Annotated in this window: 12 protein-coding genes; all 12 read right to left on the reverse strand. The window is 70.2% G+C overall.

Features of this window, described 5'->3' with window-relative positions; genetic code table 11:
• Window positions 1-927 carry a carbohydrate ABC transporter permease gene (locus OGL89_RS03470; protein ID WP_263118478.1) on the reverse strand — a complete coding sequence of 309 codons (927 nt, stop codon included), beginning with the start codon at window positions 925-927 and terminating at the stop codon, window positions 1-3.
• Window positions 924-1871 (reverse strand): sugar ABC transporter permease, encoded by a 948-nt coding sequence (locus OGL89_RS17095; protein WP_263118479.1) that lies wholly within the window; start codon window positions 1869-1871, stop codon window positions 924-926. Before OGL89_RS17095 ends, OGL89_RS03470 begins: the two co-directional genes overlap by 4 nt.
• Window positions 1868-3172 carry a sugar ABC transporter substrate-binding protein gene (locus tag OGL89_RS03480; protein WP_263118480.1) on the reverse strand — a complete coding sequence of 435 codons (1305 nt, stop codon included), beginning with the start codon at window positions 3170-3172 and terminating at the stop codon, window positions 1868-1870. Before OGL89_RS03480 ends, OGL89_RS17095 begins: the two co-directional genes overlap by 4 nt.
• Window positions 3173-3961: 789 nt before the next feature.
• Window positions 3962-4879 carry a carbohydrate ABC transporter permease gene (locus OGL89_RS03485; protein WP_263118481.1) on the reverse strand — a complete coding sequence of 306 codons (918 nt, stop codon included), beginning with the start codon at window positions 4877-4879 and terminating at the stop codon, window positions 3962-3964.
• Window positions 4879-5814, reverse strand: a complete 936-nt coding sequence (locus OGL89_RS03490; RefSeq protein ID WP_263118482.1) for a sugar ABC transporter permease — start codon at window positions 5812-5814, stop codon at window positions 4879-4881. The genes OGL89_RS03485 and OGL89_RS03490 overlap by 1 nt, the downstream gene beginning before the upstream one ends.
• Before the next feature lie 94 nt (window positions 5815-5908).
• The gene (locus OGL89_RS03495) at window positions 5909-7219 is read right to left on the reverse strand and encodes an extracellular solute-binding protein (protein WP_263118483.1); all 1311 of its coding nucleotides are present in this window, start codon (window positions 7217-7219) and stop codon (window positions 5909-5911) included.
• A 49-nt stretch (window positions 7220-7268) separates the two neighbouring features.
• A complete protein-coding gene (locus OGL89_RS03500; protein ID WP_263118550.1) occupies window positions 7269-8318 on the reverse strand; it encodes a substrate-binding domain-containing protein in 1050 nt (349 codons plus the stop codon).
• Between the two features lie 384 nt (window positions 8319-8702).
• A complete protein-coding gene (locus tag OGL89_RS03505; RefSeq protein ID WP_263118485.1) occupies window positions 8703-9974 on the reverse strand; it encodes an amidohydrolase family protein in 1272 nt (423 codons plus the stop codon).
• Window positions 9975-10035: 61 nt separating this feature from the next.
• Window positions 10036-10731, reverse strand: a complete 696-nt coding sequence (gene nucS / locus OGL89_RS03510; RefSeq protein ID WP_263118486.1) for an endonuclease NucS — start codon at window positions 10729-10731, stop codon at window positions 10036-10038.
• Window positions 10732-10743: 12 nt separating this feature from the next.
• Complete coding sequence (locus OGL89_RS03515) at window positions 10744-11169, reverse strand: DUF2550 domain-containing protein (protein WP_263118487.1); 426 nt, start codon at window positions 11167-11169, stop codon at window positions 10744-10746.
• A gap of 7 nt (window positions 11170-11176) precedes the next feature.
• A complete protein-coding gene (locus OGL89_RS03520; RefSeq protein ID WP_263118488.1) occupies window positions 11177-11467 on the reverse strand; it encodes a F0F1 ATP synthase subunit epsilon in 291 nt (96 codons plus the stop codon).
• Entirely contained in the window at window positions 11467-12948 is a 1482-nt protein-coding gene (gene atpD, locus OGL89_RS03525) for a F0F1 ATP synthase subunit beta (RefSeq protein WP_263118489.1), read from the reverse strand. Before atpD ends, OGL89_RS03520 begins: the two co-directional genes overlap by 1 nt.
• Window positions 12949-13004 lie beyond the last annotated feature (56 nt).

Here is a 13004-nt window from a genome sequence, read left to right on the forward strand (position 1 = left end):
TCAGAACCGCACACCGCCCGCGGCCAGGCCGGAGCGCCAGAACCGCTGCAGGGAGATGAAGATGACGATGATCGGGATGATCGAGACCAGGGCGCCGATGATCACCAGGGTCTGCAGGCCCGGGATGGTGATCGCGGCCTGGCTCCAGCCGGACAGCCCGACCGTGACCGGCTGCAACCGGGTGTCGGTCAGCACCAGCAACGGCAGCATGTAGCTGTTCCAGGAGCCGATGAACGCGAACAGCAGGATCGTGACCGACCCGGAGCTGAGCAGCCGGGACGCGATGGACCGGAAGATCCGCCACTCGCCGGCACCGTCCAGCCGGGCCGCCTCCAGGATCTCCCCCGGTACCGCGGACCCCGCGAACACGAAGCCCAGCATCACGCCGAACGGGTACACCAGCTGCGGCAGCAGGACGCCGAGCATGGTGTTGTTCAGCCCGATCTCGACCAGCAGGACGTAGATCGGCTGGGCGAGCACGGTCTGCGGGACCAGCATCGACCCGAGGACCGCACCCAGCACCACCGAGCGGCCCCGGAACCGGTACACCGCCAGGGCATAGCCGGTGATCACGCAGATGAAGGTCATCAGGATCGAGCCGACACCGGAGTAGACCACCGAGTTGCCCAGCCAGCGCCAGAAGATGCCGCCGTCCCGCGCGGTGAGGTCGGCCAGGTTCTGGAACAGGTGGAAGTCCGCGAACCAGAACCCCGGGGTGGAGAACAGGTCGCCGGTGCTCTTGGTCGAGGCGACGATCAGCCAGTACACCGGCACCAGGAAGTAGACCGCCGTGACGATCATGACCGCCCAGCCGATCACCCGGGCGCCGCGGCTCGGGCGTTCGCCCTCGGCGGTGGTCCGCGGCTTCGGCGGCTTGCCGGGGGTCGTCGACGCCGGGCGTCCGCTGACGATGGTCGGGGCGGTCATCGCGCACCGCCCTTCTTCCGGTTGGAGGCGGCGGACAGCACGATCGACAGGACCATGGTCGCGATGCCCAGCAGCACCGCCATCGCGGAGCCGAGGTTGAGGTTCCCGCCCAGGGTGGTGGTCTGGTAGATCGCCATGTTCGGCGTGTAGGAGCCGGAGATGTTCGAGGTGATCGACCGCAGGGTCATCGGCTCGTTGAACAGCTGCAGCGTCCCGATGATCGAGAACAGCGTGGTGAGCAGCACGGCGGGCATGATCATCGGCACCTTGATCTGCAGCGCCAGCCGCAGCTCGTTCGCCCCGTCGATCCGGGCGGCCTCGTACATCTCCCGGGGCACGGTCTGCAGCGAGCTGAAGATGATGATCATGTTGACGCCGGTGACCGACCAGATCACCACGTTCACCAGCGACCACATCACGGTGCCGGGCGCCAGGAACTGCGGGTCGACGCCCATGCCGCGCAGCAGCTCGACGATCGGGCTGACCTTCGGCTGGTACAGGAAACCCCAGATCAGCGCCGCGACCACCGACGGCACCGCGTACGGCAGGAACACCGACAGCTGGAAGAACTTCTTCCCGCGCACCATCGCGGAGTCGAACAGCAGGGCGAGCGCCAGCGCGATCAGCAGCATCACCGGCACCTGCACCGCGCCGAACAGCAGCACCCGGCCGAAGGAGCGCAGGAACTCGGAGTTCCCGAACGCCTGCACGTAGTTGTCCAGACCGACGAACGCCTCCTCACCGCCGCCGAAGCCGAGCCCGGAGCGCTGCACCGCGAAGAAGCTCTTGTAGACCGCGATCACGATCGGCAGCACCAGGAAGACCACGAACAGCGCGACGAACGGCGCGATGAACACGTAGGGAGCGGCCCGCAGCCCCCCGCTGAGCCGACCGCGCGAGCGGCCGGGGCGGGGGGCCACGGTGGCCGGGGAGGCCGAGGTCACTCCCGCACCTCGAGGCCCATGTCCTTCAGGTCCTTCACCGTCTTGGCCTGGACCTGGTCCAGCGCCTCGGCGAAGGTGAGCCGGCCGTTGGCGACCTGGGCGAAGGCGTCCTTCAGCGCGTCCTGCGTCAGGTCGAAGGTCGGGCCGTCCACCCAGGAGTCCGGCACCGTCGCGGCGGCGTCGGCGAAGGTCTGGTTCGCGACCGCCCCGCCGAAGTACTCGTCCTCGACCAGCAGGTTGCTGTTCTCCTGGCCCACGTAGGCCGAGGGGAACACACCCCCGTCGATCAGGTGCGTGGTGCCCTCCTCGCTGGCGTTCAGCCAGCTGATGAACTCGACCGCCTGCTCGACGTGCTCGGTGCCGCGCGGCACCACGTTCACCGAGCCGCCGGACTCACCGGCCGCGTCGGAGCCGCTGAACGTCGGGGTCGGGGCGATCCCCCACTGGCCGGACAGGTCCGCGGCGCTCTCCTTGAGCAGAGCCGGGAACCAGGCGCCGTAGTTGATCGTGGCGATGGTGCCGTCGTTGACCTCGGCCCAGTACTCCGGGGTCCACATCTCGACGACCTTCACCAGGTCCTCGTCCAGCAGGGTCTGCCACACGTCGGCGACCGCCATGCTCGCGTCGTCGTTGACGGTGACCTGCCACGAGTCGCCGTCGATGCCGTACCACGACCCGGAGTTCTGCCACACGGACTGGATCCAGAACCCGGCCTCGTTCGGGGAGAACTGGGCGATGTACACGTCGGGGTCGGCGGCGTGCAGCGCGCGGGCCGCGTCCAGGTACTCGTCCCAGGTGGTCGGCACGTCGATGCCGTACTGCTGGAACAGGTCGGTCCGGTACAGCAGGCCGGAGGGACCGGAGTCCTGCGGGACCGCGTAGACCGCCGAGTCGAAGACCACGGTGCCCCAGGAGGACGGCGTGAACTGGTCCTCCAGGTCACCGGCGTACTCGGTGATGTCGGTCAGCCGGTCGTTGACGATGTGGCCCGGCAGCGAGTGGCTGGACATCTGCACGATGTCCGGGGCGGTGCCGGCGTCGATCGCGGCGGGGATCTTGTCGCCGTCGTCGCCGGTCATCCGGAAGAAGTCGATCTGGATGTCGGGGTTCGCCGCGTTCCACTCGGCGACGGTGTCCTCCAGTCCGGGGACCCAGCCCCAGAACTCGAGGGTGACCGGCTCGCCGTCGCTGCCCGATCCGCTGCCGCCGTCGCCGCCGCCCGAGCAGGCCGTCACGGCCAGGCTCAGCACTCCGACAGTCGCCGCAGCCGCGAACAGCCGCTTCTTGTTCCCACTGGCCATCGTTGGCGTTCCTCTCTGAAGCCACCGCTCGGGTGGACCCGGTGGGCAGCCGGGGCGCTGCTCACCTGTGCGATCGGTTGAAGCGCTTCGACCTCGACGAGGGCGGTGGCCGCCGCGGATCCGTGGACAGGCGTCCGGGATCGTTGTGCGGAAATGTGCGACTCAGAGCGTCGGACGGGAGCAGTCCTCGCAGCGTGCCGGGTGGCCCGATGCGACAGAACTGCGCCCTCGGAGGTCTCCATTGCCCTGGATTGCGCAAGCGCTTCGACGGTCTCGCTGGTGTGACCATACGGGCTGTGCGACAGCTGTGACAAGTCCCTGCGATCAACCCCGCACACGACCGCGCAACACCGGACATGGCCGGCGCGGCGTCCGGTTCCGCCGGCACGCCTCCCCCGCGCGGTCACGCCGACCCACGCCCGCGTGCCCACCTCCACCTCAGCGCGGGCCCCGACCACCCCGCCAGTTCGGCACCTCCGCCCCACCACGGCACCCACGCCACCGCACTCGCGGCACGCGTCGACGAACTCGGCACTGTGCGCCCGATCTGCCCCGGTGAAGTGCCGATTTCGGGGCGGGCTGCCGACCTCGAAGCGAACTGCCGAATTCGGAGCAAGCTGCCGACCTCGGGGCGGGCTGCCGACCTCGACAGCAGGTGACGGGGCGAGCACCCCGGGCAGGCAGCGCGACGGGGCGGGCACGTGATCCGTGCCCGCCCCGTGGCGGTCGACCGGGTGGCAGGCCCGGCCGGTTGCGGCGCATCCCCCGAGGCGCCGGCCCGATGTCAGCTCACTTCACCGCACCCGCCGTGATGCCACGGGTCAGGGTCCGCTGGAACAGGATGAAGAAGATGATCGCCGGGATCATCGACACCAGGGCACCGGCGTTGGTGGTCGGCGCGTCCATCATCCGGTCGCCCTGGAGCGAGGCCAGCGCCACCGGGATGGTCTGGGTGGCGTTGGTGGTCAGCATGACCAGCGGGATGAAGAACTCGTTCCAGGTCCAGATGAAGAAGAAGATCACCAGCACCGACATGGTCGGCCGGACCACCGGGAACACCACGCTCCACAGGGTCCGCCAGCGACCGGCGCCGTCCAGCGCGGAGGCTTCCAGCAGCGCCTTCGGGAAGGTGCCGAGCACGGAGGACAGCAGGTAGGTGCCGAATGCCGCCTGGATCACGGTGAAGATGAGGATGATCGACCACTGGTTGTTGCTCAGCCCGACCTTCTGCGCCATCTGGAACAGCGGGTAGACCAGCACCTCCTGCGGCAGCATGTTCGCCAGCAGGAACAGGGTGACGATCGACATCCGGCCCTTGATCTTGCCCACGCCGAGCGCGTAGGCGCTGAGCAGGGAGACGAACACCGCGAAGATCGCGACGGTGCCGGAGATCCACACCGAGTTGACCAGCTTCTGCGGGAAGTTGACCCGCTCCCAGAAGTTGACCAGTCCGTCGGTGTACACCTCCTTCGGGATGCTCAGCGGGCCGTTGGTGGAGTAGTCGGCGGGCGACTTGAAGGCGTTGAGCACCATGATGACGAACGGGATCATCATCGCCACGGCGACGACGATCGCCGCGGCCAGCACGAACCAGCGGGCCGCGCCGCGCCGGTGCCGGCGGTCGGTGTCGGTGGCCTTGGCCTTGCGCGGGGGCTTGCCCGTGCCGACCGAACCGGAGCTCGGCAGGGTCTCGATCTGGGTGGCCATCAGTGCCCCTCCTCCTCGCGGCGGGCGCTGCGTGCCTGCAGCACCATGATCACGACGGCGACCAGGATGATCAGCAGCGTCAGGACGTTGGCGATCGCGGCGCCGTAGCCGACCTTCGACTTGTCGAAGAAGTTCAGGTACGAGTAGTAGCTCGGCACCAGGGTCGAGCTCTCCGGGCCCCCGCGGGTCAGCACGTAGATCGGCCCGAACACCTTCAGCGCCGCGACCGTGCAGGTCAGCGTGATGACGAACGTCTCCGGCTTGATCTGCGGGACGGTGATCGCCCGGAACCGGTGCCACCAGCCCGCGCCGTCCAGCTCGGCCGCCTCGTAGAGCTCGGGGTCGACCCGCTGCAGCGCGGACATGAAGATGACGACCGGGTAGCCGATCTGGATCCAGATCAGCACCAGCATCACGCTGGGCAGCGCGGTGTCGGTCGAGCCCAGCCAGTTCGGCGGGTTGTCGATGCCGATCCCGCGCAGGACCACGTTGACCGCACCGGTCTGGGAGTTCAGGATCCAGTTCCACAGCACACCGGCGACGGCGACCGGGAGGATCTGCGGCAGGTAGTACAGCGCGCGCAGGGTCGAGGCGACCCGCGGTCCGAACCGCTTGCCGAGCACGTCGAACAGCACGGTGGCGAGCAGCAGACCGACGACGGTCGGGACGATCACCATCGCGCCGATCATGGCGATCGAGTTCTTGAACGAGGTCCAGAACTGCTCGTCCTGCAGCAGGTCGGCGTAGTTGCCCAGGCCGTACCAGCGCATCGGGGCGTTGCCGCCCTTCCACTTGTGCAGGGAGTAGTAGATGTTCATCCCGAACGGGATCAGGACGATGACGATGAAGCCGATCAGGCCGGGCAGCAGGTAGGGCACGTAGCCCCACCTGGCGCGGTTCTTCCGTCGGCGCGGGGTGGTGGTGGTCGTGGACATCAGGGGGCCGCTCTCCTCGCAGGTCTCCGCGGTTCGGGGGATGGGAGGGCGCCGGTCCCGCCGCCGGTGACGACGGCGGGACCGGCGCGGAGGATCAGCCCTCGAGCAGGTCGGTCTTGCCCTGCTCGTAGGCGCTGGACAGCGAGTCGAGGACCTCGTCCGGGGTCTTCGACTGGTTGATCAGCGACTGCATCTCGGACACGATCACGTCGTAGAAGCCGGCGACCGGCCAGTCCGGGTAGAACGCCAGGCCGTCCTCGTCGAGGATGGTGTTGAAGTTGTCCGTCATCGCCTTGGTCTTCTCGTCCGTGATGGTGGACGCGTCACCGGCGACCGGCAGACCACCGGCCTGGCCGAGGATCTCCTGCACCTCGTCGCTCAGCGTGATGTCGATGAAGTCGTAGGCCAGCTCCTTGTTCGCCGCGTTCTCCGGGACGACCCACAGGTTGCCGGAGGAACCCGGGTGCAGGTCGTTGCCCGGGAACAGGCCCTGGCTCCACTGGAACGGGATCTCCTCGTTCAGGCGGCCGAACCACCAGGAGCCGGAGACCATGATCGGGTAGGTGCCGTTGATGAACGAGACGCCCATGTCCTCGGCGGTGAGCGCGGCAGAGTCCGAGGCGATGTATCCGGCCTTGATCCACTCGTCGAGCTTGTTCGTCGCCTGGGTGAAGGCGTCGTCGTGGAAGTCCACGTCGTCGGCGAACAGCTGGTAGTCGTCGACCAGGTCGCGGTCGCCGTAGTGCAGCACCAGCTCGTACCAGAGCTGACCCATCGGGTACTCCGAGCCGGCCTCGGCCAGCGGGGTGATCCCCTTCTCCTTGAACGCCGCGAGGGCCGACTCGAAGGAGTCGAAGTCGGTCGGGATCTCGATGCCGTTCGCGGTGAACATGTCGTCGTTGTAGTAGTTGCCGACGAACTCGCCGTAGTTCGCGACGCCGTACCAGTCGCCGGAGCCCATCAGCCCCTGCTCGTCGTACATCCCGGTGGTCTGGATCGACGCGGGCAGGATGTCGTCCCAGCCGCGGGACTCGGCCTCGTCGGTGAGCGGGCTGATCAGCCCCTGGGCGGCCAGCTGGCCCGCCGTGGCGTTGCCCTTGTTGTACTCCATCACGTCCGGCACGTCGTCGCCGGTCAGGAAGATGGAGGCGTTCTTCTGGATCTGCTCGAAGGTCTGGTTCTCGACCTTGACCGTGACGTCCGGGTGCTCGTCCTCGAAGATCTCGATCGCCCGGGCCCAGGCCTGGCCCATCGCCGACTCGTCGTTCTCGTAGTGCCAGACGGTGAGCGTGTCGGCGTCGGAGCCCCCACCGCCACCGCCGTTGTCGCCACCACAGGCCGCCAGGGCCAGGGGCAGGGCGAGCGCCATCGCGCCCGCCACGTACCTGGTGCGCTGAGCCTTCACGTCGTTCCTCCTCATCGAGTTACTGCTGGGTCGTGCCGTGCGCCGGTGGTCACCGATGCAGGGTCGGGGGGTTCCGGGGTGCGTCCGCGGCCGGCTCGGGCACCGGCGCCGAGCCGGTGCTGCCGAGATCGACCAGTCCGCAGCCGATCAGCACCGGCTCGGGCACCTGTCCGGTGTCGAGCACGGTGAGCAGGGTGTCGACCCCGGCACGTCCGAGGGCGCTCCCCGGTGCGTGCCAGGTGGTCAGCGGCGGCACGGTCTGCCCGGCCACCGCGGGGGTGGAGACCACGGCGGCCACCGACACCTCGCCGGGGACGCGGATCCCCCGGGCGGCGAGCTCCGCGACCAGCCCGAAGGCGGCCTCCTCGTTCATCACGATCACCGCGGTCGGGGCCTCCGAGCCGTCCAGCAGTTCCTCCGCGGCGAGTCGCCCACCAGCGACCGACTCCCCCGCGTGCAGCTCGCGCGGGGTCAGGCCCAGGGAGGTGCTGGCACGGTGGTAGGCCCGTCCGGCCCGGATCGTGGGCCCGTGCCCCTCGACGACCCGGTGGGCGGCGTGGTTGATCAGCGCGATCCGGCGGTGGCCGAGCCCGGCCAGGTGCTGCACCGCCGCGTTCAGCGTCGCCTCGAAGTCGACGTCCACCACCGGGAGGCCGCCCTGCGCGGTGCGGCCGATCAGCGTCAGCGGGATCCCCGCCTCGCTCAGCGCCCGCACCCGGGGGTCGGCCAGCCCGACCTCCATCAGCAGCACACCGTCGGCCAGGCCCTGCGCCGCGACGTCGAGCAACGGCCCCGCGGCGTCGGCCGCGAACGGCCAGAGCACCAGCTGGTAGCCCCGGTCCTGCGCGGCCTCGGTGGCGCCGAGCACGAACTCGGCGGAGGTCCGGGACAGGCCGGCCGGTCCCATCGGGAACGCCAGCGCCAGCACCCGGCTGCGCTTGGTCGCCAGTCCCCGGGCCAGGGCGTTCGGGCGGTAGCCGAGTGCGGTCATCGACGTCTCGACCCGGGCGCGGGTGGCGGCGGAGACCGGTCGGGCGGCGGTCAGGGTCGCGGACACGGTGGACAGGGCGACACCGGCGTGCCGGGCTACGTCCTGCATGGTCACCACCACTCCACTGCCCTCTTCCTCGACGGCACGGCCCCACTCCATCGCGGGGTCGAAGCGCTTCGCGCGCCGTTACTCTAACCACCGAACTAATCGGCGGTCCAGCTCTGCGCGGAAACGCTTCGATAACGGAATCATCGGCCACCCGCCGCACCCAGGCCCCACCTGGGTCGAAACGGTTCGACTTTTGAGAGCCGCGGCCGGCGACGGCCGCCCGCGCCGGAAGGGGAACGTGCACAGAGCTCACGCCGGGCGAGGAAGGCGGCGGATCCGGTGCCCGTCCTCACCGGACCGGACGATCCGCGGGACCGCATGGAAGCCGGGCGATCCGCTCGACCGCACGCAGGCCCGGGGGCCCGTCCGGCTACCGCTGGGCGCTCAGTCCTCGACGAGCTCCCCGCCCCGGTACACCGCGATCGGCGACAGGTCGTCCTGCGTGATCAGGACGTCCCCGCGCCGCCCGGCCACCAGGGCGCCCAGGTCGTCGCGTCCCACCACCGTCGCCGGCGTGGTGGCCGCGGCGCGGACCGCGGACACCAGCGGCACCCCCGCCGCCACCGTCGCCCGCACCACGTCGATCAGATGCGCGGTCCCCCCGGCGATCGCACCGGACGTCCCGTCCTCGGCGATCAGCCGTGCCACGCCGTCGCCGACCCGCACCGCCATCGGGCCGAGCCGGTAGTCGCCGTCCGGCATCCCCGCCGCGGCCATCGCATCGGTCACCAGCATGATCTGCTCCGGGCCGACCAGATCGAAGACGCTGCGCACCGTCGCCGGGTCCAGGTGGGTGCCGTCGGCGACCAGCTCGACCACCAGCTCACCGCGGGAGGCGGCGGCCAGGCAGGCGGCGATCGGGCCCGGATCCCGATGGTGCAGCGGCCGCATGCCGTTGAACAGGTGCGTCGCGGTCAGTCGCGGCGACCGGCCGGGCAGCGTCCCGCCGCCGACGGACTCCGCCCGCTCGCCACCCGCCAGCAGCGCACGTCCCCGGGCGATCGCGGCCTCGACCACCGGGGCGTGCGCGTCGGTGTGGCCGATCGACGGGACCGCACCGGCCTCGACCAGTGCGGACAGCGCGTCAGGGCGGCCCGGGCCCCCGTCGGCGACACCGGGCACCTCGGGCGCGACGGTCATGGTGACCAGGTGACCGCGCGCGGCGGCCGCCAGCTCGGCGACCAGCACCGGGTCACCGCCGAGCATGTCGTCCGGGTTCTGCGCACCGCAGCGGTCCGCGGACAGGAACGGGCCCTCGGCGTGGATGCCGATCAGCTCACCGGCGTCGACCAGGTCCGCCAGCAGCGCGACACGGGCCAGCAGCACCTCGCGCGGGGCGGTCACCAGGGAGGCGACCAGGGCGGTCGTGCCGTGCCGGAGGTGCTCCCGGGCGGCGGTCCGGGCCTGGTCGGCGCCGGTGGCGTCCGGGAAGGACTCGCCGCCACCGCCGTGGTCGTGGACGTCGACCAGGCCGGGGAGCACGGTGGTGCCCGGTGCCGGCTCGGCCGGCAGGTCCTCGCGCCACTGGCCCGGCAGGTCGGCGACGGAGCCGACCCAGGCGATCCGGTCGTCGATCAGCACGACGGCACCGTCGGTCAGGATCTCGGTGGGGGTGACGACCTCGCCACGCAGGACGGTCGGGATGCGCTCGCTCACCCGGCCATTGTGGCCCCGGCGACCCCGCGACGGCCACGGTCCCCCGCCGGGCGTGTGCAGGTCAGAACAGGCGGGAGTCCACGTCGTCGACCCCGCGCATGGCGTCGTAGTCCAGCACCAGGCAGGTGATCCCCCGGTCGGTGGCCAGCACCCGGGCCTGCGGCTTGATCTCCTGGGCGGCGAACACGCCCTGCACCGGAGCCAGCAGCGGGTCGCGGTTCAGCAGCTCCAGGTAGCGGGTCAGCTGCTCGACCCCGTCGATGTCCCCGCGACGCTTGATCTCCACGGCGATCGTGCCGCCGGCGGGGCTCTTCGCCAGGATGTCGACCGGGCCGATCGCGGTCGGGTACTCGCGCCGGACCAGGGTGTGCCCGGAGCCGAGCACCTCGATCTGCGCGGCCATCAGCTCCTGGAGGTGCGCCTCGACGCCGTCCTTGATCAGGCCGGGGTCCACCCCCAGGTCGTGCTCGGAGTCGTGCAGCACCTCGTGGATCTCGATCACCAGGCGGTCGTCGCTCTTGGTGTGCTGGACGGTCCAGACCTGCTCGACGCCGCGCTCGACGGCCTCGCCCTCGGCCGGGGCGGTGCGCAGCGTGCAGGGCGGGCTCATCCAGTTCAACGGCTTGTACGAGCCGCCGTCGGAGTGCAGCAGCACCGAACCGTCGGCCTTGACCACGACCAGCCGGGTCGCGAGCGGCAGGTGGGCGTTCAGGCGGCCGCTGTACCGAGCGGCACAGCGGGCGACGAGCAGACGCATGGAAGTCCTTTGTCAGATCACCAGGTGCGGGGCGGTCGGGCCGGCCTCCAGCCAGGAGGTCAGGCCAGCGTAGGCCTCACGGGACATCACCAGCTCGACCTGTTCCTCCAGGCCGACCGGTCCCCCGGCGACGCGGCACCGGACCCGCAGCGGACCGGTGGGCCGGTCCGGGTGCAGCGGTTCGCGCTCCAGCACGCTCAGGGCCAGCCGGGACCACGCCCGGGTGGCGCGGAACGCGATCGAGCGCCGCTTGTACCAGTACAGGCTCCGTGCCCCGTAATGCGCGACGCCGGGGACCAGACGGCCCCCGGCGCGCAGAGCACAGGAGAAGGAACCCACCCGACGGGTCAGCGAGTGCCAGCGCGACAGCGCGACACCGGCGACCCCCAGACACACGGCCAGCACCAGCAGCGTGAGCAGCCAGCCGACCCCGTGCACGGGTGGATCAGGCGGCCGGGGTGGTGGCGGAGTCGTCGACCCCGTCCACCACCACCGTGACCTGGTCGTCGTCGACGGACAGGAAGCCGCCCTCGACGACCCACGACAGAGCGGAGCCGCCGCCAGAGCCTTCGACCGTCACCCGCAGGCTGCCCCGGCCGAGCACCGACAGCACCGGCGTGTGACCGGGCAGGATGCCGATCTCACCGTCGGACGCGGGGGCGCTCAGCGACCGGGCGGCACCGGACCAGATGGTGCCGTCGGTGCCGACCAGGTCGACCTCCAGCTGCTTGGCCATCAGACGCCGTACTCCTTCTGGATCCGCTCCCAGTTGCGCTCGAGGTCCTCGAGGCCGCCGATGTTGAAGAAGGCCTGCTCGGCGATGTGGTCGAACTCGCCGGCCGCGATCCGCTTGAACGCCTCGACGGTCTCGGCCACCGGAACGGTCGAGCCGACCACGCCGGTGAACTTCTCCGCCATGTAGGTGTTCTGGGAGAGGAACTGCTGGATCCGGCGGGCGCGGGCCACAACGGTCTTGTCCTCCTCCGACAGCTCGTCGACACCGAGGATCGCGATGATGTCCTGGAGCTCCTTGTTGCGCTGCAGGATCGACTTCACCTGGGTCGCCACGTCGTAGTGCTCCTGGCCCACGTACCGCGGGTCGAGGATCCGGCTGGTCGACGCCAACGGGTCCACGGCCGGGTACAGACCGCGCGAGGCGATCTCACGGGAGAGCTCGGTGGTCGCGTCCAGGTGGGCGAAGGTGGTCGCCGGGGCCGGGTCGGTGTAGTCGTCCGCGGGGACGTAGATCGCCTGCAGCGAGGTGATCGAGTGACCGCGGGTCGAGGTGATCCGCTCCTGGAGCTGGCCCATCTCGTCGGCCAGGTTCGGCTGGTAGCCCACCGCGGACGGCATCCGGCCGAGCAGGGTGGAGACCTCGGAACCGGCCTGGGTGAACCGGAAGATGTTGTCGATGAACAGCAGCACGTCCTGCTTCTGCACGTCGCGGAAGTACTCCGCCATCGTCAGGGCGGACAGCGCGACCCGCAGCCGGGTGCCCGGCGGCTCGTCCATCTGGCCGAAGACCAGGGCGGTCTTGTCGAAGACCCCGGCCTCCTCCATCTCACCGATCAGGTCGTTGCCCTCACGGGTGCGCTCACCGACGCCGGCGAACACCGACACACCGCCGTGGTCCTGGGCGACGCGCTGGATCATCTCCTGGATCAGCACGGTCTTGCCCACGCCGGCGCCGCCGAACAGGCCGATCTTGCCGCCCTGCACGTACGGGGTCAGCAGGTCGATGACCTTGATGCCGGTCTCGAACATGGTGGTCTTCGACTCGAGCTGGTCGAAGGCCGGCGGCTTGCGGTGGATCGGCCAGCGCTCGGTGATCTCGAGCTTCTCGCCCTCGGCCAGGTTCAGCACCTCACCGGTCACGTTGAACACGTGGCCCTTGGTGATGTCGCCGACCGGCACCGAGATCGGCGCACCGGTGTCGGTGACCTTGGCGCCACGGACCAGGCCATCGGTCGGCTTGAGCGCGATCGCCCGGATCATGGAGTCACCCAGGTGCTGGGCGACCTCCAGGGTCATCGAGAACGCGCCCGCGGCTTCGCCCTCGCCCTGACCGGACAGGTCGATGTCGACGGTCAGGGCGTTGTACATCTCCGGGATCTGGTCCGCAGGGAACTCGATGTCCACGACGGGCCCGATCACGCGTGCGACGCGGCCCACGCCCGGCGTGGCCGTGTCCTTCGCGTCGACGGTGGTGGCGGTCATGTCTGCCTCACTTTGCTTTGCCGCCGCGTGCGGCGGCGTGGGGTTCTGGTCTGCGG

Source organism: Cellulomonas sp. RIT-PI-Y, from assembly GCF_025642745.1.
In the GTDB taxonomy this organism is placed as follows: Bacteria; Actinomycetota; Actinomycetes; order Actinomycetales; family Cellulomonadaceae; genus Cellulomonas.

Bases quoted from the DNA above. Each gene is read 5' to 3' on its own strand.
- OGL89_RS03470 (WP_263118478.1), bottom strand. From the start codon at position 927: ATGACCGCCCCGACCATCGTCAGCGGACGCCCGGCGTCGACGACCCCC.
- OGL89_RS03480 (WP_263118480.1), bottom strand. From the start codon at position 3,172: ATGGCCAGTGGGAACAAGAAGCGGCTGTTCGCGGCTGCGGCGACTGTC.
- OGL89_RS03485 (WP_263118481.1), bottom strand. From the start codon at position 4,879: ATGGCCACCCAGATCGAGACCCTGCCGAGCTCCGGTTCGGTCGGCACG.
- OGL89_RS03490 (WP_263118482.1), bottom strand. From the start codon at position 5,814: ATGTCCACGACCACCACCACCCCGCGCCGACGGAAGAACCGCGCCAGG.
- OGL89_RS03500 (WP_263118550.1), bottom strand. From the start codon at position 8,318: ATGCAGGACGTAGCCCGGCACGCCGGTGTCGCCCTGTCCACCGTGTCC.
- nucS (WP_263118486.1), bottom strand. From the start codon at position 10,731: ATGCGTCTGCTCGTCGCCCGCTGTGCCGCTCGGTACAGCGGCCGCCTG.
- OGL89_RS03520 (WP_263118488.1), bottom strand. From the start codon at position 11,467: ATGGCCAAGCAGCTGGAGGTCGACCTGGTCGGCACCGACGGCACCATC.
- atpD (WP_263118489.1), bottom strand. From the start codon at position 12,948: ATGACCGCCACCACCGTCGACGCGAAGGACACGGCCACGCCGGGCGTG.